At 64.8% G+C, this 25,159-nt stretch carries 27 protein-coding genes and 2 tRNA genes; 9 read left to right on the top strand and 20 right to left on the bottom strand.

What is annotated here, in order from left to right; genetic code table 11:
• Positions 1-94: 94 nt before the first annotated feature.
• Positions 95-340 carry a helix-turn-helix domain-containing protein gene (locus VGE27_RS19580; protein ID WP_414653584.1) on the bottom strand — a complete coding sequence of 82 codons (246 nt, stop codon included), beginning with the start codon at positions 338-340 and terminating at the stop codon, positions 95-97.
• Positions 341-431: 91 nt separating this feature from the next.
• On the opposite strand from VGE27_RS19580, the gene VGE27_RS17830 reads away from it, so the two are divergent.
• Both VGE27_RS17830 and VGE27_RS17825 read left to right on the top strand, forming a co-directional pair.
• Positions 432-890, top strand: a complete 459-nt coding sequence (locus VGE27_RS17830; RefSeq protein WP_331051032.1) for a hypothetical protein — start codon at positions 432-434, stop codon at positions 888-890.
• Between the two features lie 39 nt (positions 891-929).
• A complete protein-coding gene (locus VGE27_RS17825; RefSeq protein ID WP_331051031.1) occupies positions 930-1,373 on the top strand; it encodes a hypothetical protein in 444 nt (147 codons plus the stop codon).
• 75 nt (positions 1,374-1,448) lie between these two features.
• On the opposite strand, the gene VGE27_RS17820 is transcribed toward VGE27_RS17825, so the two are convergent.
• Both VGE27_RS17820 and VGE27_RS17815 read right to left on the bottom strand, forming a co-directional pair.
• On the bottom strand, positions 1,449-2,834 hold the full coding sequence (locus VGE27_RS17820) for an Ig-like domain-containing protein (RefSeq protein WP_331051030.1): 1,386 nt from the start codon (positions 2,832-2,834) through the stop codon (positions 1,449-1,451).
• A gap of 74 nt (positions 2,835-2,908) precedes the next feature.
• On the bottom strand, positions 2,909-3,298 hold the full coding sequence (locus VGE27_RS17815) for a hypothetical protein (RefSeq protein ID WP_331051029.1): 390 nt from the start codon (positions 3,296-3,298) through the stop codon (positions 2,909-2,911).
• 495 nt (positions 3,299-3,793) lie between these two features.
• Here VGE27_RS17815 and VGE27_RS17810 point away from each other — a divergent pair, with 495 nt between their 5' ends.
• The 6 genes from VGE27_RS17810 to VGE27_RS17785 all read left to right on the top strand — a co-directional run bounded on the left by VGE27_RS17810 (position 3,794) and on the right by VGE27_RS17785 (position 8,252).
• Positions 3,794-4,030, top strand: a complete 237-nt coding sequence (locus tag VGE27_RS17810) for a helix-turn-helix domain-containing protein (protein ID WP_331051028.1) — start codon at positions 3,794-3,796, stop codon at positions 4,028-4,030.
• A gap of 291 nt (positions 4,031-4,321) precedes the next feature.
• The gene (locus VGE27_RS17805; protein WP_331051027.1) at positions 4,322-4,591 is read left to right on the top strand and encodes a hypothetical protein; all 270 of its coding nucleotides are present in this window, start codon (positions 4,322-4,324) and stop codon (positions 4,589-4,591) included.
• A complete protein-coding gene (locus VGE27_RS17800) occupies positions 4,578-5,684 on the top strand; it encodes a TOTE conflict system archaeo-eukaryotic primase domain-containing protein (RefSeq protein WP_331051026.1) in 1,107 nt (368 codons plus the stop codon). The genes VGE27_RS17805 and VGE27_RS17800 overlap by 14 nt, the downstream gene beginning before the upstream one ends.
• The gene (locus VGE27_RS17795; protein WP_331051025.1) at positions 5,674-6,669 is read left to right on the top strand and encodes an AAA family ATPase; all 996 of its coding nucleotides are present in this window, start codon (positions 5,674-5,676) and stop codon (positions 6,667-6,669) included. The genes VGE27_RS17800 and VGE27_RS17795 overlap by 11 nt, the downstream gene beginning before the upstream one ends.
• An 86-nt stretch (positions 6,670-6,755) precedes the next feature.
• Positions 6,756-7,043, top strand: coding sequence for a hypothetical protein (locus VGE27_RS17790; RefSeq protein WP_331051024.1), 288 nt, complete (start codon positions 6,756-6,758; stop codon positions 7,041-7,043).
• 54 nt (positions 7,044-7,097) lie between these two features.
• Positions 7,098-8,252 carry a tyrosine-type recombinase/integrase gene (locus VGE27_RS17785; RefSeq protein ID WP_331051023.1) on the top strand — a complete coding sequence of 385 codons (1,155 nt, stop codon included), beginning with the start codon at positions 7,098-7,100 and terminating at the stop codon, positions 8,250-8,252.
• A gap of 82 nt (positions 8,253-8,334) precedes the next feature.
• Here the strand turns inward: VGE27_RS17785 and VGE27_RS17780 are convergent.
• A tRNA-Ser gene (locus VGE27_RS17780) sits at positions 8,335-8,421 on the bottom strand.
• An 85-nt stretch (positions 8,422-8,506) separates the two neighbouring features.
• Positions 8,507-8,593 (bottom strand) — tRNA-Ser (locus VGE27_RS17775).
• A 198-nt stretch (positions 8,594-8,791) separates the two neighbouring features.
• Between VGE27_RS17775 and VGE27_RS17770 the strand changes: the two genes are divergently transcribed.
• Positions 8,792-9,754 carry a D-2-hydroxyacid dehydrogenase gene (locus VGE27_RS17770; RefSeq protein ID WP_331051022.1) on the top strand — a complete coding sequence of 321 codons (963 nt, stop codon included), beginning with the start codon at positions 8,792-8,794 and terminating at the stop codon, positions 9,752-9,754.
• A gap of 15 nt (positions 9,755-9,769) precedes the next feature.
• Here VGE27_RS17770 and VGE27_RS17765 read toward each other — a convergent pair whose 3' ends face one another.
• From VGE27_RS17765 to VGE27_RS17695, 15 genes are all read right to left on the bottom strand, one after another.
• On the bottom strand, positions 9,770-10,750 hold the full coding sequence (locus tag VGE27_RS17765) for a hypothetical protein (RefSeq protein ID WP_331051021.1): 981 nt from the start codon (positions 10,748-10,750) through the stop codon (positions 9,770-9,772).
• 89 nt (positions 10,751-10,839) lie between these two features.
• Positions 10,840-11,274, bottom strand: a complete 435-nt coding sequence (locus VGE27_RS17760; protein WP_345788039.1) for a nucleoside deaminase — start codon at positions 11,272-11,274, stop codon at positions 10,840-10,842.
• Between the two features lie 35 nt (positions 11,275-11,309).
• Entirely contained in the window at positions 11,310-12,302 is a 993-nt protein-coding gene (locus tag VGE27_RS17755) for a hypothetical protein (protein ID WP_331051019.1), read from the bottom strand.
• Between the two features lie 27 nt (positions 12,303-12,329).
• Positions 12,330-14,945 carry an ATP-dependent chaperone ClpB gene (gene clpB / locus VGE27_RS17750; protein ID WP_331051018.1) on the bottom strand — a complete coding sequence of 872 codons (2,616 nt, stop codon included), beginning with the start codon at positions 14,943-14,945 and terminating at the stop codon, positions 12,330-12,332.
• 194 nt (positions 14,946-15,139) lie between these two features.
• Positions 15,140-15,595: a hypothetical protein gene (locus VGE27_RS17745; RefSeq protein WP_331051017.1), complete on the bottom strand. Its 456-nt coding sequence runs from the start codon at positions 15,593-15,595 to the stop codon at positions 15,140-15,142.
• Between the two features lie 225 nt (positions 15,596-15,820).
• A complete protein-coding gene (recO, locus tag VGE27_RS17740) occupies positions 15,821-16,570 on the bottom strand; it encodes a DNA repair protein RecO (RefSeq protein ID WP_331051016.1) in 750 nt (249 codons plus the stop codon).
• Positions 16,571-16,587: 17 nt separating this feature from the next.
• Complete coding sequence (locus tag VGE27_RS17735; protein WP_331051015.1) at positions 16,588-17,406, bottom strand: ABC transporter ATP-binding protein; 819 nt, start codon at positions 17,404-17,406, stop codon at positions 16,588-16,590.
• On the bottom strand, positions 17,403-18,398 hold the full coding sequence (locus tag VGE27_RS17730) for an iron ABC transporter permease (protein WP_331051014.1): 996 nt from the start codon (positions 18,396-18,398) through the stop codon (positions 17,403-17,405). The genes VGE27_RS17735 and VGE27_RS17730 overlap by 4 nt, the downstream gene beginning before the upstream one ends.
• 4 nt (positions 18,399-18,402) lie before the next feature.
• Positions 18,403-19,368 (bottom strand): helical backbone metal receptor, encoded by a 966-nt coding sequence (locus tag VGE27_RS17725; protein ID WP_331051013.1) that lies wholly within the window; start codon positions 19,366-19,368, stop codon positions 18,403-18,405.
• Between the two features lie 22 nt (positions 19,369-19,390).
• Positions 19,391-20,611 carry an LPXTG cell wall anchor domain-containing protein gene (locus VGE27_RS17720; protein WP_331051012.1) on the bottom strand — a complete coding sequence of 407 codons (1,221 nt, stop codon included), beginning with the start codon at positions 20,609-20,611 and terminating at the stop codon, positions 19,391-19,393.
• A gap of 26 nt (positions 20,612-20,637) precedes the next feature.
• Positions 20,638-21,168, bottom strand: a complete 531-nt coding sequence (locus tag VGE27_RS17715) for a bifunctional nuclease family protein (protein ID WP_331051011.1) — start codon at positions 21,166-21,168, stop codon at positions 20,638-20,640.
• 16 nt (positions 21,169-21,184) lie between these two features.
• The gene (gene metK, locus VGE27_RS17710) at positions 21,185-22,357 is read right to left on the bottom strand and encodes a methionine adenosyltransferase (RefSeq protein WP_331051010.1); all 1,173 of its coding nucleotides are present in this window, start codon (positions 22,355-22,357) and stop codon (positions 21,185-21,187) included.
• Between the two features lie 69 nt (positions 22,358-22,426).
• Positions 22,427-24,163 (bottom strand): phosphoenolpyruvate--protein phosphotransferase, encoded by a 1,737-nt coding sequence (ptsP, locus tag VGE27_RS17705; RefSeq protein ID WP_331051009.1) that lies wholly within the window; start codon positions 24,161-24,163, stop codon positions 22,427-22,429.
• A complete protein-coding gene (locus tag VGE27_RS17700) occupies positions 24,163-24,429 on the bottom strand; it encodes an HPr family phosphocarrier protein (RefSeq protein WP_012682971.1) in 267 nt (88 codons plus the stop codon). Before VGE27_RS17700 ends, ptsP begins: the two co-directional genes overlap by 1 nt.
• A partial coding sequence (locus VGE27_RS17695; RefSeq protein ID WP_331051008.1) for a PTS system mannose/fructose/sorbose family transporter subunit IID occupies positions 24,422-25,159 on the bottom strand: 738 nt, incomplete at its 5' end. The genes VGE27_RS17695 and VGE27_RS17700, both read right to left, overlap by 8 nt.

Raw genomic sequence — 25,159 nt, 5'->3', positions numbered from 1 at the left:
CGCACCCATTTGTGAGCTCGAGCGGGCGGGGTAGCGCACGCCCACTCAGTCACAATGCCCAACGATGTTTGCGGCAGATTGCCAACTCTTGGAGCTACCGTCGCCCCTTGGCCTTACTTCTGGCGACCCTCTCGCGCTCGAACAGATCACCGGGCTCGACTTCAAGGATCTCGCAGAGGGCTTCTAAGAGATCCGGCGAAAACGGAGGATGCGTTCCCCTGCTCCGGACTAGACGGTACATCGTCGTCAGCTTGATGCGGTCACCATTCAGCGGGTGATGAGCAACGGCGTAGGGCGTTAGCCCCCGCTCCTCAAGTAGCTCAGGTAGGCGAAGTCTCATGCCACAAAGTACTACTATTGCCAAAATCGACAATATTGTCTATTCTGGCACTATCGCCACATACGGCAATACACCTACTAGGGAGAGATCAATGATCATGTCAGCGCAGCCAAACACCGGAGAAACACACTCCATGGCACAGGAAGCCTCAAAGGTTCCGACCAAACGGACACGCAACAGCAAACAGCAGAGTCGGCAGGCTTCGCCGCAGGCGGTCACCGCACCATTCACTCTCTCAAGAGACACTACGCACCGGCTGCACGTATGGACCGAGCGCCCGTTTCCGGAAGAAAAGATCGCCCGCTTGCGAGAAGAAGAGACCGATCCAAACGACGTCGCCACAGCTGAGGTACTGAGCGCGCGGCTTTCCATAGACGGCACTGGCCGAGGTCTCTCAGTCTCCCGTGCCTATCGTCGACAGGGGATAGTTCGCACGGGCGCGAACGAAGACGTAAGCATCATGCTCAACATGGAGAGTTGGCCGCAGTTTGTGGCGATGATTGGCGCGCTAGACGAACAGCTGAAAGAACTAGTACAGAAGAACTCCTAGGCGGCGCTCAAAGCGATTCACACTTTCGAGGAAACCAATATGATCATGCCCGCCGATAGCAAGAGCACGGGAAGCCGGACTCCAGATTCTCAGGTGCAAAAGCAGCCAATCTCTCAAGGACCAATCGCACATAACGAACACTTCTTGGAGCCTTCAACGGTCACGGAAGTACAAGCCACCTACCAGCGCATAGGGGAGAGTGGCGAGAGAGAAGAGTTTATGTACTGGTCAGCGAAGATGACCGAAGGCTGCGAAGGGGACGTGGATCTGGTGCTAAAGAAGTCAGAGGTCGATAACGTCAAGAATGTTCGATGTCATGCTGAACTTCACTTTTACCATTTGGAAGAACTCGTGAGCCTTCGCGACATGCTCTCTACGCTCATCAAGCATTCGAGAGGATGTCCCCCCGCTCTCACAATTGATCTTGCGAACGGGGCCTCGGAGGCGACTGAGCAGCGCAGAGGACTGCTGCCTGTGGTGTGAATCCCCCACCAATCGACGCCCCGCACTCAGCGGGGCGTTTCTTCTGCAGCGGGTAGAGAGATTTGTGACCAACAGCTAGAAGGAGCAGCTACTTAAGGTTCTAGGATCAACGCGAGGAACTTTCGAGGAGTTGACGGTCAGGAATGCGAGCACATCACCACTTTTGATCAGGAGAGGTGGTCGATTGGAGTAAGGATTGAAGGGGGACTGTGCGGCATACTGCCCCCCATAGACGCCGTACTCATTGAAGATACTGGTGCGGCTGTATCGGCTGCCGTAATCACCGAACTCGTTGAAGATCGAGTTGACGGCGCCTTTGCTTCCAAGCACCCCCAGAAAGGTCCCGTCATCCGCCACCACGGAGGCTCCGGAAATCGCCAAACAACTGGTAGCAGATCCACCGGTGACGGTCACAACCATGGTGATTGCGATCGCTTGCGGCGAGCTGAGAGCTCCTGGGGCAATCACCTCGACGGTCGCTCCGTAGGTGCCCGCAGGCAATGATCCCGGGCTTACTCGAAAGAGTGCGTTAGTGGGCGCGCTCGTGGCTTCGAAACCACCTTCCAACCACCCGGTTGGTTGACCGGTAGGATAGGTGATGCTGCCGGACAATCCGGACAGTATGCCGCCGCCCGCGTTGACGATGTGCACACTCTGAATAGTGGACGTCCCGGAGCCCGCCGACACCGTGAAAAGAACCGATCGCGTGCTAAATGAGAGGACCGGTTGTGTGGGCGCGGCCGTTGCAACAGCGCGAAACTCGACGAATGCAGAGTCCGTGATCGATGCCCGTACGAGGTTCACTCCGGCGGCCGTGCCGAGGCGCCATTCACGAAGCGCCGCGAACCCAGCAGAATCCGAAAGGGGCAAGGAGTCGCTGACTCTTCCCCCTCCTGAAAGCACCCGAAAGCGTACGGGGGCTCCGACCACGAGATTGCCATACCGATCTGTCACTCGCACCGCGGGCGCCGCGACCACGGGGGTCCCGACAGTGGCCGATTGAGAATCCGGTGTTACTCGGAGCAACCTCGCGGGGGTTCCGGCGGAGGCACGCGCGCGAAACGTGGCAAAGACCCGCCGCTCACCCGTCGTAGGATCCACCGCTCTCGCTTCGACGCGCTGACTGTCACCTACCACTGTGCCTAGGGTCCAGCGTTCCGCGGCCCGCCCGTCGCGATCGGTGATGGCGGTGCCGGCATATACCTGGCCACCTCCTGCCACCACGCGGAAGTTTACGACCTGCCCTGCGATCGGGGCGCTCGCGGAATCGAGCACGCGCACCACCAGCGCGCCGCCGAGCTCCTCTCCGACGGTGCCGAGCTGCTCATCTCCCGATAGCAACAACATTCGTGCGGGGAACGAAATCTCCCCCGTGCCAGTAAGCTGCCGCACTTCCGGCGTGCATCCGATCGCAAGGAGCGACACGCCGGCAAGCGGGAGCACTCGTCGCAAAGTGATCATTGTGATTCTCTGACGGGGTTTATCAGGTCTGCAAACGACAATGAGCCAAAACGTACAACGAGCCTACCGAGGCGCTAGTCGGCGCGGCGCTGCTTGTCCGTCTCGGCCGCTCGAACCAATACGTCCGCAGCGAGCTTGATGGTTTGCGGGAGAGCGCGGTTTCGCAGGAATGCGAGTCCGTCCGGCGCCACCCCCACAGCGCCGGCCTGAGGCGATCGCAATACCGACTCGGCCTGCGCGTTGAGAATCCGCATCGCGGCTTGAGCACGGGGCCTGTGCGCGGCCGACGTGCGCTTCTCGGCAAACATGCTGAGTGCCCCGGCCGTGCGTTCAAGCACGGCGTCGCGTACTGCCGCGTCTTGCGCCTGCGCCCACTGATGGCGGAATGCGGTCTCCGCGCGCTCGGCAATCTGATCGAGCAACTGTCGACCATCGACCGCGATGTGCGAGAGCTCACCTCCCATCCCAATTGGCGGCCGTGTCCCTTCCGTATCATGAACCGCCAGAAATACACGATGCCGAACCGCGGCGGCCAACTGATCTTCCAAGCAGGGATCCTCCACCCCACTTGGTCGCTCGGCCGGCCCCAAGCCCGTCAAGAGGCGATCCGCTGAGGTGTTGAGAATTTCGCACATCACTAGGAGGGCTGACGCATTCGGCTCCTTCACGCCGGAGCAGTAGTCCGCGATCCGCGTAGTGGTCCACGTCTTCCCAGTACGTGCGGTCAGTCGCCGCACCAATTCCGCCATCGCGAGCGGTGGAGACAGACGAGCCATTGCGGCCCGGATCTCGCGGCCCAGCACGACATCTGGTTTGGCTCGGCGTGAACGTCGAGAACTCTTTTGAGTCGCCATATGAACTCAATTTAGTACCGCAATGGACATCCGCAATCACCAGAGGGGAATGACATTCACGCCAGCAACAGTGGCGATCATTTCGAACAAACCGGTGAGGTTGAGATGTCCACCAATACAGAGCGCCAGAGTGACCGTTCGGAGCTCCTTACACCACGAATCGCGGCGGAATATCTGGGCCTGAAGCCGCGCACACTGGCGAACGCCCGCTGCCGAGGCGATGGCCCAAAGTTCACGCGTGTGTTCGGTCGTATTCGCTATCGCCGTAGTGAGCTCGATGCGTGGCTCGCTGGCAGGACGTTTCGCAGCACCGGTGAAGCCGCCGACACCGAACTCGGCTGAGCCAGCCAGCCCCCCCCAAAAAAGCAACGCGCCCCGAGGAGAGTCGGAGCGCGCGCAAACCCATCACGACGGCTGGCAGGCCGTAGAGGTACCACGATGCGTAAAAAGTACCCTATCAATTGGGGGAGCGCTACGAAGTCTCGCGCGCGACACCTCACACTGGTGCGTGAACGCCCTTCGTCGTTGGCGGAATTAGCGATCCGCCACATGCAGCGTATGCCGTTGCCAGAACCACGTAAGACAGCTCTGCCCTCTTTGTCACCGCGCGCAAAGCCACGTCGGAGCGAGCGCTTGAAGGTCGATCCAGGTCTGTGGGCAGCCTGGTTGGTTGCCACCCACAACGAACTGCTTCATCTCTACCGAAGAGTAGCATCACTTCACGCAAGTCTCTCTGATTTCGCGTTGGATAGCGCCGCGAGAGGGCACAACACGGAGCGCCTGTGGCGAGCGAGCGAAGCAGCGCGCATGCTCAGCGAGGATGCGTGGACAATCATGCAGAAACCGACGCCCACGCTATTCGACCTGTCGCAGCGCGCCGGCGATGAAGATGAGCGTCGCTAAGTGCATGAACTACGGCGGGCCGCGCGTCGATGTAGCACCACGCGACCTCACGGGAGAGGCTGTGGGCTGGTCCGCCTTCGCCCCGGAGCTGGCCACCTTCCTGCTCGACCGCCTGCCCAACCGCTACGACGTGTGGGGCGCCTACATCCCCGAGCTTGCACGCGCGGCGGATCAGCCGAATGTGTGGACCGCGCCAGCCAAGACGCGCCGCGGCGTTGAGCACCTGAGCGCGCAGCATATCGTCCAACACTTCACCGCGCGTCATGCCGGGGACGTGATCGGCCTGCACACCACGAGCCCCGAGAACACCTCGCGCTGGTTCGGTCTCGATTTCGATGTGCATGACGAGTGCGGCAATGCGATCGACATGCAGCGTGAGGCCGTCGCCGCCGCGTTCTCCTGGTGCATTGACGCGCTTGGTGAACGGATCTCTCTGCTGCTCGAGGACTCCAATGGCAACGGCGGCCGGCACCTGTGGGGCTACTTCGAATCGCCTGTGGCGACGCCCGCCCTCTTCGTCTATCTCTCGGCGACCGCCGGTGAATGCTTCGAGGCCACCGGCTTCCGGCCGGAGACGTATCCGAAGCAGCCACGATTGGCGTTGACGCGAACGGGCACGCAGCAGGTCGGGAACTGGTTGCGCCTGCCTGGGCGCCACCACACCAAGGCCCACTGGTCGCGCCTCGCGTGGCCCGGCGGCGAATGGCAGTCCGGCGCCGAAGCCGCGCGGATGCTCTTCGATTGGCCGGCGAGTGATCCCACTGCCATCCCACCACTCGACGCCTACGCCGCAATCGAAACACCGCCCCCGGCAAGACAGCAGCAGTTTCCTAAACTATTGGCCGGAGGTGCACGTGCTGACCGCATTGCACGCTACGTCGAGAAGCTACCGCACGGTGTCGCCGGCAGCGGCCGCAGCAACCACCTCTTCCGGCTCGCCGCCTTCCTGTGCCACGATGCGCAGTGCACGAGCGTGGAAGCGCTGGCCATCCTGCACGCGTGGAACGGCGGTAACGCCCCCCCGCTGCCCGAATGGAAGGTGACGCAGACGTGGAAGAACGCCGGGCAGTATGGAGGGCGCCGTGCCGCCTAGTGCTGCGCTGCAGGACGCGCTCGCCATTGTGCGGGCCAACGAGATCGAGAAACCAGATCCGCTGGCCACCCGGTCGCTGAGCGACATGCTGCAGGATCCCGCGCTGCTGGCGCCGGCCGAGTGGGTGCTACAGCCGTTCTTCGAGCGCGGCACGCTCTCCAGCGTCTACGGTCCCGGCAAGGTGGGCAAGTCGACCATGTTGGCCGACATGGCCGCGCACATCGCCCGCGGGCAAGCGTGGGCAGGCCAGCGCGTGGCCGAAGGACCGGTGCTGTGGGTGGACCTCGAGCAAGGGCCTCGGCGCCTGGCGCGCACCTTTGCGCAGCTCGATGCACCGACCGCCGCGCGTGTCGCGGTGTGGTCCGACTTGGGCAAGGTCCCCGAGATCGGGGCGCTCCGTGCGACCATCGCGGCACTGGAGCCGGCCCTCGTGGTCATCGACTCGCTGGGGAAGTTCTGTCAGGTCGACGACGAGAACGACAACGCGGCGTGGCAATTCGCGCTCCGGCCCTTGGAGGACCTCGCGCGTAGCCAGCGAGCGGCGATGGTGGTGATCGATCACGACCGGAAGGGTGAGGGCACCCACGGACGCGCAATGCGTGGCGCCAGCTCCAAGCTGGCCGCCTTCGATGCCGCCATCCACGTGCAGCGTGGCTCGACGCTCTCAACGCGGAAACTCGAGATGGTCAGCCGCGAAATAGGCGACTTCACCTTCGTGGTCGATCGCACGGAGGATGGCTACCGTGCGGCCACCAGTACAGCGGAGCAATGCAAGGTCCTCGCAGCGCTGAGAGCGCTCGGCGATACCGTGTCCGTGGAGGTTCTGCACCATCATCTCACCAACCAGGGCTACGAGATGACCCCTAAGACCGTCCGTAACCGGCTCCGGGATGCGGTGGCCAAGGGTCATGCCACAAGCACAGGCAACGGAACCAAGAACGACCCGACGCTTTTCGTAGCGGCCACCGAGGAACAGGGAAAATGATGGAAGAAACCCCTAAGGGTATTTCAGGGATTCCATCATTTTCGGGCGGCCCACTTGATCTTGTTCGCAGCTGGCGCCGACAGGCCGTGCAGTACGATCGCGATGGCCTCACTGCCTCCGCGCGCATCCTCCAGCGCGTGGCCGATGAGCTGGAAGCGCTGGCCGGCGGCGAGTCGGTGAGCCTTGCCGAAGCCGCACGCCGCTCCGGCTACACGACCGATCACCTCGCGCGTCTGAGCCGCGAGGGCAAGCTCCGGAACGTCGGCCGCAAGCATGCGCCGCGGTACCTCGTGACGGACCTGCCCCGCAAGCTCTCGCGGATGTCGGAAAAGTCCGATATCGTTGCTCCCTCGGGCGATGTGCCGAGGGGATAGCCAGGAGACTGGCCAATGCCTCGTTCAATCGCGCACCGCACCCGGTGGAGCTGGGTGACCGGTGAAAAAGGCCGCAATCGGGTGCGCGTCTACACGCACGCCAAGAGCGGCCTGCTGTATCTCGAGTGGCAGGAGAAAGACGCCGAGGGCACGCCGCGGAAGCGGACCGAGGCCCTTGGTCACACCAACAAGGCCGAGGCGAAAGCCGCCGCGGAAACCAAAGCGCAGCAGCTCCGCGCCGAAGGACCGGTGCGACTCAGCGGCCCCCTGCTCTTGCACGAGCTCTTTGACAATTTCGAGACAGCACGTAAAGAGCTCGACACGTGGCGGCCGGTGCATGGCCGCGCGGCGAGCAACTTCCTCGCGTGGTGGGGCCCGCTCCGCGCGGTGGCCTCCCTCGACGAGCACGAACTACAGCGCTACACACATGCCCGCACCACGGGGCTGATTGTCCGCGCGGGCAAGACCCTGCCCGCGGTGCGCGCGCGCGCCGTGGAAGAAGAACTCACGATCCTGCGCACGGTGTTGCGTTGGGCCGTACGCCGGAAGACCGACACCGGCGCCCGCCTGCTTCGGGACATGCCCATTCTTGAATGGCACATCCCGCGCGAAGAGAACCCCCGCCGGCCGCAGTTGGCCGAAGCGGGCTACCAGGCGTTGTCGCAATGCGCTTGGGCGATCGATCCCCGCCTCTGGCTGGCCCTCGTGGTCTGCCACGAGACCGGGCACCGCCTCAACAGTGTGCGGCAGCTCCGGTGGGGCGACATCGATGAGACGGCGCGCACGATCACCTGGCGGGGCGTCGCGCAGAAGAACAAGCAGCAGCACGTCACGCCGCTCACCGACACCGCGGCACAGGCGTTCGCGCTCTTCCGGGCGAACGACCTGCACACCTTGCTCGCCGGCGCATCGGTCGAGACGCCCGTGTTCTACGGGGGGCGCTCCGGCGGACCGGTGGCACGCGATCAGTTCTACGAATGGTGGGCCAAGGCCCGGGAAACCTGCCCCGTCACCATTCCCCCCGGCGTCGGCTTCCACGCCTTTCGCCGCAAGCTGGCTTCCGAGCTGGCCACCGCGCCCTTGGCCATGGTGAAAGCCATCGGGGGCTGGAAACACCCGCACATCGTCGTGGCGGCCTATCAAGACCCCACGCTCGAGCAGCAACGCGCCGTGCTGGACGCGCGCGCGAAATTCGCGGCGGGTCAGTAGCCGTACTGAACTGCGACACCAACTGCGACACCGCACCAAAAACAAAGCGGGCAACGACCGATCTAAGTCGTTGCCCGCTATACGGATGAGGCGAGATTCGAACTCGCGAGAGCCTTGCGACCCCACACGCTTTCCAGGCGTGCGCCTTAAACCACTCGGCCACCCATCCAAAAACGTTCCACTTCACCATCGAACAACGACGCGCCGCCGCGGTTCTGCCACGACGGCGCGTCAGTGTGCTGCAGTTCGTACAGCGGACAGGGTGAGATTCGAACTCACGATACCGTTGCCGGTATGCCGGTTTTCGAGACCGGTGCCTTCAACCACTCGGCCACCTGTCCTCGGGAACGGACTCGCACCTGACCAGCCGCCTGTGACGACCATCTGACGCTGCCATGCTCCGGGAGCCGTGATAGCTAACCGTAGGGCAGCGTTGGATCAAGCCCTTCCGTGGCGTTCCACCCGCGCGCTCACCGGCGGCCCCGCCGTACCGAGGCTAGTCTTCGGAATCTTCCCTCCTTCGACAAAGCCCCCGACCGATGCCCGGCACCTTCTCTTTGCCCTTCGCCCCCCGCCACGTACTCGTGAGCGGCCAGGAACACGTCGCCATCAGTGACGCCATCCGGGCGGCCCGTCCGGATCTCGACATCCGGAACCGCGCGCCGGCCGATGTGACAGGCGAGGATCTGGACTGGGCCGAGTGCTACGTGGGATTCCGTCCTCCGCGGCGTGCCGACGCCATGGGCCAAGTCCGCTGGGTGCACAGCACCGGCGCAGGGGTGGATGCCTGGCTCAACGACCCGCCGCTCGATGCGTCGGTGCTGCTCACGCGATCGGCCGAGTCGTTCGGGCCGATGATCGCCGAATGGACAGTCGCCCGGGTGTTCGCCATCCAGCAGCAGCTCCCCTCGTTGGCTGCCGCGCAACAGCAGCGGGAATGGGCCCCGCGTGACATCGCCCAGGTCGCCGGAACGCGCGCGCTGCTGCTGGGCACAGGGGACATCGGTCGTGCCATCGCCACATCATTGCGCGCGCTCGGCTGTACGGTCACGGGCGTCTCACGCAGCGGCACATCCGACCATGCGGCCTTTCACGCCGTGCACACCACCGAGTCTTTGCCGTCACTCGTCGCCGACGCGGACTGGATCATCTGCAGCGTGCCGGACACGCCCTCCACACGTGGACTCATTTCGCGCGACGTGCTCTCTCGCTGTCGCGGTGCGGCGCTGCTCAACGCCGGACGTGGCGCGGTGATTGAAGAATCGGCACTGCCGGAAGCACTCGAGCGCGGCTGGCTGCGTGCCGCCGCGCTCGATGTGTTTGTCCGCGAGCCACTGCCCACCGACTCACCACTCTGGAACGATCCCCGGGTCATCGTCTCGCCACATATCTCCGGTCTCACGACCACGGCGGGTGCCGTGGCCGGCTTCATCGAGTGCGCCGATGCCCTGGCGCGAGGAGAGATGCCGAAGTGGGTCGTCGATCGGCAGCGGGGATACTGAGAACGGCGTTGGCCGCTACTTCGTGGCGGCGCTGTCCTTGGGCAGGCGGGCGAGTTCGGCTTCAGACGCGACCGAACCAAAAGCTCCCCACTGACCAGCTCCGACAATGCGGCGCCACAGCGCCGTGGCTTCGGCCTGACGTCCGTTGTACCAGTGCCAGTTGGCGACGCCGTACGCGGCTGACGCATCGCTCACCGACAATTCACCCTCCGGCCCGACCGTCAACACCGAGTCGGGCGGCAGGATGCCCTTGTACAGCAGCATGAGCCGATGATAGGCGTGATTCTCGATGATGTTCATGTCGCGTGACATCGGCGCGATGACCACCGCGGCTGCGGAGTCCTTGCCCTCGCGGCGCAGCGACATGTACAGCCAGTGCGACATCGAGACCTTGCGGTCGTCGTTGTTAGCGGCGTTCACTTCCCGCTGCGCCACTTCTGCGGCCTTGTCGAACTTGCCCTGCAGGTAGTACGCGAGCGCGAGATGGTAGCCGATGTTCGAGTGCAGCGTGCCGATGGGCGTGTTCTTGGCATTCGGCTGACCATCCGGCTCGACTTCGTCCGGCTTACCGGCCACCAGCGCCGTAGCCTTCTCGAGATCCGCCACCGCCGCGTCGAAGTCGCGAACCGAGATGTACCGATGGCCACGATGGCGATACAGCCACGGGTTCTCGGGATAGAGCTCGATGCCGCGCGTGTACACCTCGATGGACTCACGCAACTGGCCAAGGTAGCCCAGTCGGCGTGCATACCAAATGATGGAGTCGACATCGGTGGGTGTGTGCTCGTACGCCTTGCGTGCTTCCGCCAACTGCGTCTCGTAGCGTGTGCGCGTCTCAGCAGAGAGCGGCAAGGTGCGCAACGTGTCGCCGGTCAGCGAGATCGCCTGAAATGCAGGTGCCTGAGGCGCTGCCGGCGGGGCGGCGGCTCGCTCACAGGCCGTCAACAGCACCGCAGCGGCGAGCGCCGTCGCGGACAACACAGAAGAGCGGGACATGGCGGGATCGGAAGGGGGAAACAAATCGGTCTCCTCCAGTTACCACTACAAACCGCGGCTGTCCACCCTCGGAGAACTACGGCGCCAAGTCAGCGGCGGTCAGCAAAGAACTGCTGCAGCAGTGCGCGATTCTCCGCTTCCAGGACACCGCCCTGTACCATCGGTCGGTGATTGAGTCGCGGGTGTCGCACGATATCACCCACACTTCCGCACATACCGGCCTTGTCGTCCCATGCGCCGAATACGACGCCGCCGATGCGCGATAGCACAACGGCACCTGCGCACATGGCGCACGGCTCGAGCGTGACCACCAGCGTCAGCTCACCGAGCCGTGCCTCGCCCACGACGCGTGCGGCCTCACGCAACGCCAGCACTTCGGCGTGTGCCGTGGCATCGCCATCACGTCGCATGTGATTCTGCGCGCGTACGAGGATTTCGCCGGAATCGGTGCGCATCACGACCGCGCCAACAGGCACCTCGCCCGCCGCCGCGGCAAACTGCGCCTCGGCGAGCGCCACCCGCATGGCGGCATCGACGATCCCGGAAATCGGTGTGGTGCTCATGGTGCGCGCTCCCATCCGTACTGAGTTGCCAGAAATGAACGCAGGGACCGGGTCAGGACATCGGCGAATCGCGCGCGGTTGGCCTCGGTGTCTCGCACACCGACATTGGGTGCTTCGATCTGAATGGCGTCGAGAATACCGCCACTCAGAGAACCATGCCGCCTGGTATTGTAGCCGCCCTCAAAAAATGGTTCCTCTACACGTGGCGCTGGGTCCTGTGCGGACGGCACCGCCGCAAAGCCTCCCGATGCCAGCAGCGTGCCAAGGCTCCGGGGGCCACGAAGCAGCGCCACGCCGCGATCGGCGCCACTACGCGTATCGCGGGCCAACCTGGCCACACTGCTGCGATCGAGTGCAGCGGTGGTGGTGAGCACGCTATCAGTGCCGCGTAGAACGGCTCCGTCGAGGAGATAACCCAACTCCAGGCGCGCGATTGTATGTGCGTGCCCATGCAGATCGATCACCAGGCCACGTCCATGCTGGCGCTGCACGACGGCCTCGGCGGAATCGACCGCGGCATGCAGCCACACCCACGGCGCCTGCAATGCTGATGTTCCACCCGTGGCTTCGCCGACATCGCGATTGGCGTCGAACTTCACTCGATGCAGACGGTTCACCACGAGATGGGGGCGAGCACCCGTGGCGGCATGGAGTCGATCCACCACGAGGCGGGCCAACGCCTGCGTCTCGAGATCGTTTGCTGTCTCACAGCCGGTGCAGGTGCGATCGGCTAGTGACGCCGGACGCAACGTGCCACCGTGGGGCGCTATGATCACCAGTGGTGCATCGCCCGGTGTGTACTCCAGGTAGCCCAGCGGATCGGCTTGCATGACACCAACAATCAGCGGTGCCACCGGCCCAGTTGGGACCGTGGCGCCGCTTCCACCGCCGGGATTGCCCAGCGGGTTCGTCACATCGCTGGACGATGCGCCACTGCAAGACACGGTGCACGCCATGAACACGACGCGCCAACCGCGGCCGCGCACCATGCTCCGAAGCATCCTACCGCCCCCTCGTCACGCAGCGCCCGCTGCCGTTCCATGCGAGAAGACGAGCGCTTCGCCATCCTCGACCACATCGGCCAGGATCGTGTCTCCTTCCTTGAAGCGCCCCTCGAGTACGGCCAGCGCCAGCGGATTCTGTAGCAGACGCTGCACCGCACGCTTCAGCGGTCGTGCTCCAAAGATCGGGTCGTACCCAGCGTCGGCCAGGTACTGTCGCGCAGCATCAGACAGCTGCAATGACAGCTTCCGTTCGCCCAACAGCTTGCGGAGGTGTGCCAACTGAATGTCGACGATATGATCGAGTTCACCGCGGCCCAGCGGATGAAAGACCACCACGTCGTCGATGCGGTTCAGGAACTCCGGCTTGAACACGCCGCGCAACGCCGCGAGCACGTCCTGCTCGACCCGACTCCACGCGCCCTCATCGCCCTGCCCTCGCTCGAGGATGAGCTGACTTCCCACATTGGACGTCATGATGACCACCGCGTTGCGGAAGTCGACCGTGCGCCCCTGCGAATCGGTGAGTCGCCCATCATCGAGCAGTTGCAACAGGATGTTGAATACATCGGGGTGCGCCTTTTCGATCTCGTCGAACAGGATGACCGAGTACGGACGACGCCGCACGGCTTCCGTGAGCTGTCCACCTTCCTCGTAGCCCACGTATCCCGGCGGCGCACCGATGAGACGGGCCACGGCGTGCTTCTCCATGTACTCGGACATATCGATGCGCACCATGGCGTGCTCGTCGTCGAACAGGAACTCGGCCAACGCGCGCGCTGTCTCCGTCTTGCCCACACCGGTGGGGCCCAGAAAAATGAACGAACCGATCGGGCGATTGGGGTCCTGCAGACCCGCGCGTGACCTACGCACCGCATTGGCTACTGCACGCACGGCTTCACGCTGCCCCACCACACGCGTGGCCAGCACGTCTTCCAGCTTGGTGAGACGCTCGCGCTCCGACTCCAGCATGCGAGTGACCGGAATGCCGGTCCACCGTGCCACCACCTCCGCCACATCATCCGCGCTCACCACTTCCTTGAGAAATTGCGGACGGCCGGCGTTGCTGGCCAGCTTGGCCTCGGCCTCCTTCATCTCGCGCTCGAGCTGCGGTACGCGGCCATACGTGATCTCGGCGGCCTTGTTGAGATCACCGGACCGCGTCGCGGCCTCGGCCTCGAAGCGCGTCTGCTCGATCTCCTGCTTGATGCGACCGACGGCACCCAGCGTGTCCTTCTCCTGCTGCCACTGCGCGCGCATGCCGGCGGCCTGTTCCTTCTTGTCGGCCAGTTCACGCTCGAGCGTCTGACGGCGATCGATGGACGCGGCGTCGCTCTCCTTCTGCAGCGCGGCCTTCTCGATCTCGAGCTGGACAATGCGACGCTCGACCTCGTCGATCTCCTGCGGCACCGAATCGATTTCGATGCGCAGACGCGACGCGGCCTCGTCGATCAGATCGATCGCCTTGTCGGGCAGGAAGCGGTCACCGATGTAGCGATTTGACAAAGTGGCTGCGGCCACCACGGCACCATCGGTGATGCGCACGCCATGGTGGGCCTCATAGCGCTCCTTGAGGCCACGTAGAATGGCGATGGTGCTTTCGACGCTGGGCTCACCCACGAACACGGGCTGGAAGCGGCGCTCGAGTGCCGCGTCCTTCTCGACGTGGAGGCGGTATTCGTCGAGCGTGGTCGCACCGACCACACGCAGTTCGCCGCGCGCCAGCATGGGCTTGAGCATGTTGCCCGCATCCATGCTGCCTTCGGCCTTGCCCGCGCCCACCAGCGTGTGCAGCTCGTCGATGAAGACGATGTACAAACCATCGGCGCTGATGATTTCCTTGAGCACCGACTTGAGGCGCTCCTCGAATTCACCGCGGAACTTGGCGCCGGCGATCAGCGCGCCGAGATCGAGCGAGACCAGTTTTTTGTTGCGCAACCCCTCGGGTACGTCACCGCTCACGATGCGCTGGGCGAGCCCTTCCGCGATGGCTGTCTTGCCTACGCCCGGTTCGCCGATGAGTACCGGATTGTTCTTGGTCCTGCGCGACAATACCTGAATGACGCGACGAATTTCTTCGTCGCGCCCGATGACGGGATCGAGCTTACCCTTGCGCGCCGACTCGGTGAGATCGCGCGTGAACTTCTGCAGCGCCTGGTACTGCTGCTCCGGGCTCTGGTCGGTGACCTTGTGGGCGCCGCGCACCAGCTTGAGGGCATCGAGCAGCGCCTGGCGGTGGGCGCCGGCGCCGGTCAGCAGGCGCGTGCTGTCAGTGCCCTTGGCATCCGACAGCGCCACGAGCAGATGCTCGGTGGAGACGTATTCGTCTCCCAGCGTCTTGGCTTCGCGCTCCGCGGCATCGACGACCTGCGTGAGTTCGCGGCTGAACGATGGCTGGGCGTCGGACTGCCTGGCATAGCGAGCGGCTTCCTGTTCGGCGCCGGCGCGAAGGCTGGTGACATTCACGCCCACGCGCTGCAGCACCGGAACGACGATGCCTTCGTCCTGCGCCAGCAGGGCGAGCAGGAGGTGCAGATCGTACACGAGTGGGTTGCCGGCCTTGCGGGCGAGGGCGACAGACTCGTTGAGCGCTTCGGCGCTCTTCACGGTGAGACGGTCAGGATTGATCATGCTCGGAACTCAGGCAACGTCGATGCCAGCTGGGACGCGCCATTTGTGCAGAGGTGGACTGGGATGCAGCACCATGAATGGTACGTGTCCGACATTTCTGCAGTGTCAATAAACAAAATGGCGCGCCGGGTCCGCTCACCCAGCGCGCCATCTTGAAGTCTTGCGGGTCTCGTGATGCTCGAAGATTCCCGAACTCACTTCATGTTGACCATCTTGCCTACCAGCGGCACGCCATCCACCTCGAGGCGATACAGATACACGCCTGAGGCGGCCTCCCGTCCGGTTGCTTGGATTTTGCCATCCCAGTACGCCACATACTGGCCGCACGAGATGGACAGGTTTTCCAGCGGTTGACCACCGGCCACCCCGTTGGATCCACCCTGCAGGACAGGTGTCGCGACATACCCTGAAATGATGTTGTACACCTTCAGGGTCACACGATACTGCCGAGAGGAGTTGGAACAGGTGGGCGCATCTTCTCCCACACTGAACGGAATGCGAGTCTCAGGATTGAACGGATTCGGATAGTTCTGTCCGAGCGTTGCTCCATTGCGGCGAACCTTGGGGTCTTGCTTCTGGGCTGCCGCGACTCGTGGCATGAACACGCTGAGAGCGAGCACGAGTCCCAGTGCTCCCCACACACGTTTCATGTTTGCTTCTCCGACCGACGAATCAGGTTGTGAGTCGTTGTCTCCGTTGAGGGTTCTCGAAGGGACCTGATCATCAGGCCCCTTGGTGAACCTAGGACGCGCAAGGACATGCGTCAAGCAACATTCCTGCCAGCGCAGACGGCATCGCCACCGTCACGAATATCACATTTTTGCCAAATACCATTGCAATAAAAGAACTTAGAAACCAGCACCTTAAGCAACTTCTCAGGAAATTCCACCTTCCCATGTGTGATATGCCCGCAAAGGGCGGCCGTCTGGGAGGTGTTCCGTGAGGAATTCCCGCAATAACCGCTGATGGGCCCGGGCGGCATTGTCCGCTACAGTGGGCACCCTATTGTCCAGCCAGAGACGCACCGTGTCCCGCGCCTCAACCGGCAGAAGGCGCCCGCCAGGGTGCAGCCTGCTGCATCGGTCGCAGAGTGCCCCACCTGCCCGATGGTGGAATCGGTACGCCGTGCCCGGTTCGAGCGGCGCATGGCACTCGGCGCACTCATCCAGGGTGGGGCGAAAGCCCACCTCCGCCACCAGCATCCAGAGCCCCCCCAGGGCGGTGGAGGTGGCTTGGCCTGGCTCGACCCCTGCCAATTGGTCGAACGTGGCCGAGAGCAGGTCGTAGACGCCGGGCGCAGGTTCGTCGTGCAGCAGACGGAGCGCGACTTCACCAATGGCGCTGGCCGCGGCAAATCGGTCGAGGTGCAGCGCCAGGCCAGCCCGGGCCCGCGTCACGTCGAATCCGATCAGCGTGTGGAGATCACGGCCCGGCTTGAGCTGCACCTGCGCCTGCCCTTCCGCGAACAGATCGACCGCCGCCCCGAAACGCTTGCGTGACGACCGCGCACCTCTGGCCACCACCGACTGCACGCCGGCTTCCCGGGTGGCAAGCCGCAGAATGCGGCTGGACTCCATGTAGTCCGCCACATGCAACACGATGGCGTCCGTCGCGAGAACCGTCATGCGATGCTCACCCTCTGCTACCGCAGTCGTCCGCGCAGCGGCAACAGGGCCGGTGCGCCAACCGCCGGATCGCGCGTGACCACCAGCGGCCATTCGTACACGCTCTCGAGCACATCGCCGCGCATGACCGCATCGGCGCCGCCTGCGGCCGCCACCTTGCCGTGATCGAGCAGCACGATGTGCGTGGCGAACCGCGCCACCAGGTTGAGTTGATGACTCACCAGCAGCACCGTGCGCCCTTCGCGTGCGAGCGCGTCGACCAGTTCGAACACCGCCATCTCATGAGCGATATCGAGGAAAGTCGTGGGCTCATCAAGCACCAGGACGTCGGTGTCCTGCGCGAGCGCACGCGCGATGCGGGCGCGCTGCCATTCGCCGCCAGACAGGGAGTCGGTGCGACGACCAGCGCAGTCGTCGATGCCAGCGCGTCGCATCGCGCGCAGCACCGCGTCACGGTCAGCAGGCGAGGGCGCGCCGAATGCCCCGCGATGTGGGAACCGGCCGAGCGCCACAAACTCTTCCACCTCGAGTGGCATGACGGGCTCTTCGCGCTGCGGTACCACGGCCACCCGGCGCGCCAAGGCCAGCGCCTCGAGCCCATCCACGCGTGTCTCGTCGAGCATGATGTGGCCCGACTCCGGTGTCACCCGCCGCAACAATGCGCGCACCAACGTGCTCTTCCCGCTGCCGTTGGGGCCGACCACGGCGGTGATACTGCCGGGCCGCGCCTCGAATGAGACGCCATCGAGCGCGTGTCGATCACGCCCAGCGTAACGCACCCGCACGGTATCGAAGCGCAACGTGGACGCGTGATGCATCGCGGAGGTGTCGCTCACGCCATCACCTTACGCAGGCGCAGCAGGAAAAACGGCACGCCGATCAGGGCTGTGAGCGCGCCCAACGGCAGTTCCACCGGCGCGCGCAGTGTACGGGCCGCAATGTCGGCCGCGATGAGCAGCACGGCACCGTAGAGCGCCGAAAGCAGCAGCATGGACCGATGCTGCCGCGCCCCGAGCGCACGCGCGAGGTTCGGCACCACCAGTCCGATGAAACCAATCAGTCCTGCAGCGGCCACTGTTGCCGCTGCGAGCCACGAGGCGACGAGAAAGGTACGCCTCGCGGCGCGGTCGACGTTCACACCCAGCGCCGCGGCCGGTTCTGCGCCGAGTGCGAGCACGTCCAGTTCGCGGGCTCGCCACACCAGCACACCGCCCAGCACAGCGATGGCCACACCACTTCGGGCGACGGCGCCCCAGGAGGCGTCGGCGGCGGAGCCCATCATCCACCACAGCGCACCGCGAAGCCGTTCCGGAGGGGCACCGGCCAGTGCCACGAGAATGGTGGCATTGGCAAACGCCCCGACGACCACCCCGGACATGAGCAGCAGGCGCGAGTCGCCGCTCCCGCCCACGACGCGCGCCAGTCCGGCCACCAGCACCGTGGCCGCCGCCGCGCCGGCGAAGGCACACGCGGTGACCAAGAGCGGCGTGGCGATGCCCATGGCCATCGCTACCACTGCGCCCACGGCGGCCCCACCAGAGACACCCAGCAGGTAGGGCTCAGCGAGTGGATTGCGCAGTGTGCCCTGCAGCGCGCCGCCGCTCATCGACAGTCCCGCACCGACCAACGCCGCGAGCAACACGCGCGGCAGCCGCAGGTCGCGCACGATGGCCACCGTGGAGGGATGGCCCTGCCCCTGCACGGCCGACAGCACATCCGACATCGAGAGGGGCACGGCCCCCACCATCACGCCGAGTACAGCGACTCCGACCAGCGCCAGCAGGCCCCCGGACCAGACCCACGGGGCGTACCGCGCGCGCGCACTCACCACATCACCGGAGCGAATCGGCGAGCGCGGGGTGCAGCAGACGCGCCAGATGCGTGGCCGCCATGCCCAGCACCACTGACGGCCGGCCGGTGAGGTCCTGATTCACCACCACGAAGTGCCCTTCCCGCACGGCGGGCACGGCGCGCCACGAGGTGGCTTCCTTGAGTACGTCCACCCGTGTCGATCCGGTGATCACGTAGCCCGGGGCCCGTCGCGCGATTTCCTCCACACTCACCGATGGCGAGGCGGTGGAGTCATCGTGAAACACATTGCGAGCGCCGGCGATCGTGAGCAGTTCATCGAGATAGCTGCCACCACCGATGACCATGGGCGGCGACTCCCATACCGGCCACACCACGCTGGGGCGCTCCTGCACCGAAGCAGTGAGTGTGCGCACACGATCCAGCGTGCGCCGCACACTATCCACGACGACGCCGGCTCGTTCGGTGGCACCGAGCATCACGCCGAGACGGCGCGTGAGCGCGTAGAACCCTTCGATGCGATCAGCGCGCAAGGCCACGGTTCGCACGCCGGCGCGTGCCAACGCCTCGGCCGCAGAACGGTTGTCCGCGGTGGCGTAGAGAATCACGAGCGTGGGCTGCACCGACAGCACAGTCTCGATGCTCGGACGAATACCGTCGCCCACCGGCATGATGCGTTGCGCTTCGGGCGGGAACTCATCCCAGCGCGAACGCCCCACCAGCGCACTGTCGGCGCCGATGGCGAAGATGATCTCAGTGGCGGCGGGATTGAGCGACACCACCCGTGCTGCATACTGCGCATCGGTGGGTAGCGGCGCGCCAAAGTCGTCGGTATCGGCCGGCGTGGGTACCCCGGCCTGCGATATGGCAGCGGTGTCGCGAGCAGCGGTTCGGTCGGCAGACCCACCGCATGCGGTCATGAGCACCGCGCCGATCGGCAAGCACATTGTCGCCGCCACCATGCGGGCACGGCGCATCGGCGCAGACATCGACCAGTCACTCATAGGGGCCTTACGATTTTCCGGGGCCATCCAGCGGCTGCCCCAGCTCCTCTGCCAGCGCAGCCCGCAGTTCGGCGCGCCGTGCGTTGTAGGCCTGCTGCACGCTCGCGGACGGGTTCTCCTGGCGAGCATACGTGGCGTCGAGCGCGGCGATCTCCTGCGCGAGGCGGTCGGCCATCGGCGCATTGGATTCGCGCGGACGCAACGACGGTCCAGCGACCTCACCGGCCCGCTTGCTGGCAGCGCGCTGCATCGAACGTGACAACACCAGCAGCATCAGAAAACCGATCGCCGCGAGCAGCCCCGCGATGTAAAAGTTGCGGCCTGGCGTACCGGTGGACGGTAACTCGACGACGATGCGTGTGTCAGGCTTGGTGTCCTGCGCCAGATAGCGGCGAAAGTTGCGTCCTTCGAGCGACACGGGCTCGACGGCCGTGAAGCCCTGTCCACTCACCGTGCCCTGCGGCTCCTCGAGCAGTACCTCGAACACGACGGCACCCTGCTCTGCGGTGAGTGCCAGCGGAAAGCTGCTGTTGGGAAGCTTGTAGGTGAACGCCACCTGCTTCATGCCCGGTGCGATCGGCGAATAGATCGATGCGCGGCCGTTTGAGGCCACGAACGCATTGGGCGAGATATCGCCATCGTTGACGCGCACATCCATCGCCGTCGCGGGGATGCTCACCGACCAGGTGGGCCGGAGCGTCATGGTATCCACCGAGACCAACGCCTTGAGACTGTCGTTGGACAGCTCGAAGACCTCCACCACCGTGCGACGATCGGTGCTGTCGGGGCGACTCACGATGAGGTGGCGTCCCTTCACACTGAGCGGGAAGGTTCGCGACGTGGTATCGAAGACGGTGATCTCGGCCGCATCACCGCTGGAGTTCACATCACGCAATGGCGACGTGAAATACGCGATGCCATCCCACATGCTGGATGCGAAGTACACCGCATCCGAGGCTCCACGTGGGGTGTAGCGAAAGCGATAGCGGCCCGCCGCATCGCTGCGCACCGAGTCGATGGCGCCCGCCGTGTCCTTGCCCACCCGATGCAGGGTGACCCACACACCAACGGCGGGTCCCATGCCGGTGGTGTCTCCCTGCTCCCCCATGGGGCGACGTACGCGTCCCTCCACCGTGCGCGGGGCAGCCTGCGCCTCGAGCAGCGAGAGCGGAGCCGCTGACAACACGGCGGACGAAACCAGCGCGATCAGGAATGCAACGAGACGCATTGGGAGCCTGAAGAGAACAGGAACGCTCACGGCATGAACCGGCCAAAGTCTTCCGGACGAAGGCGCTCGAGATACGCCTTGAGGGCATCCGCCGTCAGCTCGCTGGGCACGGGCGGTGTCAGCGGCGGGGTTGGTTCGTCGACATCCTCGTCCTCATCCGGTTCGGAGAAGAGGTTGTCGGCAGCGTACACGGGCGCGGACAGCCGGAGGGCGATGGCAATGCTGTCAGACGGCCGCGCATCGATCTCCACGAGCCCACGCGGGGTCTCGATGTGCAACTCAGCGAAGTACGTGCTGGACTGCACGCGCGTGATGTTCACACGGCGCAGGGTCCCACCCAGTCCCGTGATGAGCACCTTGCACAGATCGTGTGTGAGCGGACGCGCGTGCTTGTGGTTGTTCATCTGCATCACGATGGACTCGGCTTCCGGGCGCCCGATCCAGATGGGCAGGACACGCCGTCCCTCGCGTTCGCGCAGAATGACTACATAGGCGTTGGTGGCGCTGTCGAGCCCCAACCGAGCCACCGTGACTTCCACCATCGATGGCTCGGTCATGGATCTCTCCTCCTGATCAGCGGATCGCCTTCTTCAGCGCGGTCACACGATCGGTGCGTTCCCACGTGAACGTCGTGCGCGCGGACCGACCGCGGCCGAACGTCTCGGGCTTGCGACCAAAGTGGCCGTACGCCGCGGTGGCCTGATAAATCGGTTTGCGCAGATCGAGGGCCGTGGTGATGCCGCGCGGCGTGAGGTCGAACACCTCATTCACGGCCGCTTCGATCACACGATCGGGCACGGCACCCGTGCCGAACGTCTGTACGTACACCGACACCGGCTCGGCGACGCCAATGGCATACGCCACCTGCACTTCGCAACGCTTGGCCAGCTTGGCGGCCACGATGTTCTTGGCTACCCAGCGCGCCGCGTAGCACGCCGAGCGGTCGACCTTGGAGGGATCCTTGCCGCTGAACGCGCCGCCGCCATGACGGCCCATGCCGCCGTAGGTGTCGACGATGATCTTGCGGCCCGTGAGGCCGGCGTCGCCCTGCGGACCGCCGATGACAAAGCGGCCGGTGGGGTTGATGTGCGTCTTGAGCTTGCGACCGATCATCTCTTCCGGCAGGACGGCGTGGATGACGTCGTCGAGGATGGCGCGGCGCAGCTTGGTGTTGCTGACGCGCTCATCGTGCTGCGTGGAGATGACCACGGTGTCGATGGCCACTGGCAGGTTGTCTTCGTACACCACACTCACCTGCGCCTTACCGTCGGGGCGCAGCCAGGGCAGCGTGCCATCCTTGCGGAGCTCGGAGAGACGGTGCGTGAGGGCATGCGCAAGCTGAATGGGCATCGGCATGAGTTCCGGCGTCTCGTCCGTTGCATAGCCGAACATCATGCCCTGGTCACCCGCACCGCCAGTGTCCACGCCCTGGGCGATATCGGGGGACTGGCGATCGATGGTGCTCATGACCGCGCACGTCTTGGAGTCGAAGCCGAACGATGCGTCGTTGTAGCCGATGCCATCGATGGTGCGGCGCACGATCTCGGGCAGATGCACGTATGCCGTCGTCGTGATCTCGCCCGCGATGACGGCCAGGCCGGTGGTCACCAACGTTTCACAGGCGACGCGCGCCTTGGAATCCTCGGTCAACAGGGCATCGAGAACCGCATCGGAAATCTGGTCCGCGATCTTGTCCGGGTGTCCCTCGGTGACGGACTCCGACGTGAAGAGATGGCGATCGGCCACGCAACGCTCTGGTTTGAAGGTGAAGACAGGGCCCACCGGCGCCGGCCGGAGAGCCAATCAGGAACGGTATTAGCGTTCGAGCTCGGCGCGCAACCGACGCCGCAGCAGGATCTCGGCTTCACGTGCCGTTCCCGACTGCATTGCCGCCCGCACGGCGTCCTCGGCCGCACCGGCCCGCACCCCGCGGATGATGCGCTTCACATCGGCCACGGCCCGTGGAGCAACACTCAACTGGCGCAGGCCAAGGCCCATCAGCGCGAAGACGGCGAGCGGCTGCGAAGCCATTTCGCCGCACACGCACACGTCGATCCCGTGCGCGGCACCGGTGGATTGGACCTGGGCCATCAGGCGCAGTACCGCCGGATGGAATGGCGTGAAGCGCGGCGCGAGATTGGCATTGCCACGGTCGACGGCGAGCGTGTACTGCACGAGGTCATTGGACCCGATGCTGAAGAAGTCCACGTCACGCACGAGCGTATCGCAGGCCACGGCCGCGGCCGGCGTCTCCACCATGACGCCCAACGGGACGTCGTCGCGGAATGGCACGCGGCGCGCCGACAATTCGGCGACACATTCCTCGATGAGCTGGCGCGTCTCACGCACTTCGTCCACGGTGACGACCAGCGGCAGCATGATCCGCAGATCGCCGTGCACGGCCGCACGCAGCAGAGCCCGCAACTGCACCTTGAAGAGATCGCTCTCGTCGAGGCACATGCGAATGGCGCGCCATCCCAGGAAGGGATTGGGTTCGCTGGGGAAGCCGCCAACAGGCAGCTTGTCGCCGCCCACGTCGAAGGTACGGATGACGACCGGGCGATTGCCGAACGCCTGCAGCACTCGCTTGTAGCTGCGGTACTGCTCTTCCTCGTCGGGCATGCTGGCACGGCCCACCACAAGGAACTCGGTCCGCATCAAGCCCACGCCTTCCGCGCCACTGCTGGCCGCCAGTTCCGCTTCTTCCGGAATGTCGACATTGGCTCGCACCACCATGCGCACATCGTCGCGGGTGAGCGGCTCGCTGAGGGCGAGCTCCCGCAGCACCGGCGCCTGCCCTTCGGCGGCCAGGATGCGTTCGCGCGCCTCCTCGATCTCGACGTCGGTGGGCTTGGTGACCAGCGTGCCATCGGTGCCATCCAGAATGGCCGTCTCGCCGCCCTGCAGGGCTGCGAGGGCATTGCGCAGACCCACGACCGCGGGAAGCCCCAGTGAACGCGCCAGAATGGCCACGTGGGCCGTGGCGGTACCGGCCTCGGTAGCGATGGCGGCAATGCACTCACGATCGAGCTGGAGCGTGAGCGATGGCGTCAGGTCGTGCGTGACGAGGATGGCGTTGGCACCGCGCGGCACATCGACCGGATCGTGATCGGGCAGATGCAGCAGGATGGAGAGCACACGGATGTGCACGTCCATCAGATCGCCGACCTTTTCGCGCAGCATGGGCGCGCTGTGTCGGGCGAAGTGCTGACGCCATTCGAGCAGGACCAGGTCGAACGCTTTCTCGGCACCAAGGTTCTGGCGTACGAACGCGACGGCGCTGTTGATCAGTTCCTTGTCATCGAGAATGGACAGCTGCACATCGAAGATCCTGGCCTCCTCGGGGCCAGCATGCACCTCGGCGCGCGCGCGCAGCGTGCGCAGACGCTCACGCGCCTGTTCGATGGCTTCGTGCAGGCGCGCGATCTCGGCATCGATCTCGCTGTCTTCGATGAGACGATGGCGGACTTCCGGCACCTCCCAGCGCAGCAGGTGCACCGGACCCACGACGATTCCCGGCGACGCGGGAATGCCGCGGAGGATGGAATCCACTAGGCCTCTCCGAACCGTGAAGCCACGAGCGTGGTCAATGCCTCGAGCGCGTCGTCGGCATCGGGCCCGGTGGCGCGTAGCGTGATCGTGGCACCGAACTCCGCGGCGAGCATCATGACGCCCATGATGCTCTTGCCGTTCACTTCGAGATCGTCACGGCAGATGGTGATGTCCGCCTTGAAACGCGAGGCGGCCTTGACCACTTCTGCTGCGGGACGGGCGTGCAGCCCGTGCTTGTTGACGATTTGGACGGAGCGTTCAGCCATCAATGACCACCGAGTAGAGGACAAAGGCCGCGAGCAGCCACAGAACCACGCGCCAACCCTCGGCACGGCCCTGCACACGCACGAGGAACACGGCAAGCAACGGCGTAGCCACCGCCACCCCCATGGGAATGGGAGTCAGCGGCGGTTCGCCCCCGATGGCCCGATGCACGGCCAACGGTAATGCCAATCCTCCCAACACTGCCGACACCCGACCAATGTAGCGCGGACCGTGCTGCAGCACCGGATGCCCGAGTGCCGACGCCACACGCAAGCCGTGTTGCCAGCCGGCGCGCAGTGCCCAGTGCCGCAACCCGAGATGGCCCAGGTTGTACAGTATCAGGAATCCCGCCACCACTCCAAGCGGGGACCAGCCAAAGCCGAACAGCAGGATCGCGACCAGGGAACACGCGGGCAGCCAGGCCGCCCACACCAACCGATCACCGACACTGCCCAACGGGCCGCACAGTGCCGAGCGAAACCGTTCGATGCGTGCCGGCGGTGTCTGCTCCAATTCCGCACGCGCCAGTGCACCAACGGCCAGTCCGGCGAGATAGGGGTGCGAATTGAAGTACACGGACTGCCGAGCGAGTGCGGCCCGGTAGGACTCCCCGTCGATGCCGCCAGGCAGGCGCCGAAGCGCCGGCTCGATACAGAACCCCATCCCGTTGCCGACGAGGAGTTCGTAGTTCCAGGAGCCCTGAATGGCGAGCAAGCGCAGGTACATCGCCAT

The sequence above is a fragment of the Gemmatimonas sp. genome (assembly GCF_036405635.1).
Classification (GTDB): domain Bacteria; phylum Gemmatimonadota; class Gemmatimonadetes; order Gemmatimonadales; family Gemmatimonadaceae; genus Gemmatimonas.
Note: the sequence above shows the minus strand (reverse complement) of the source record. Positions and strands in the feature narration are given on the sequence as shown.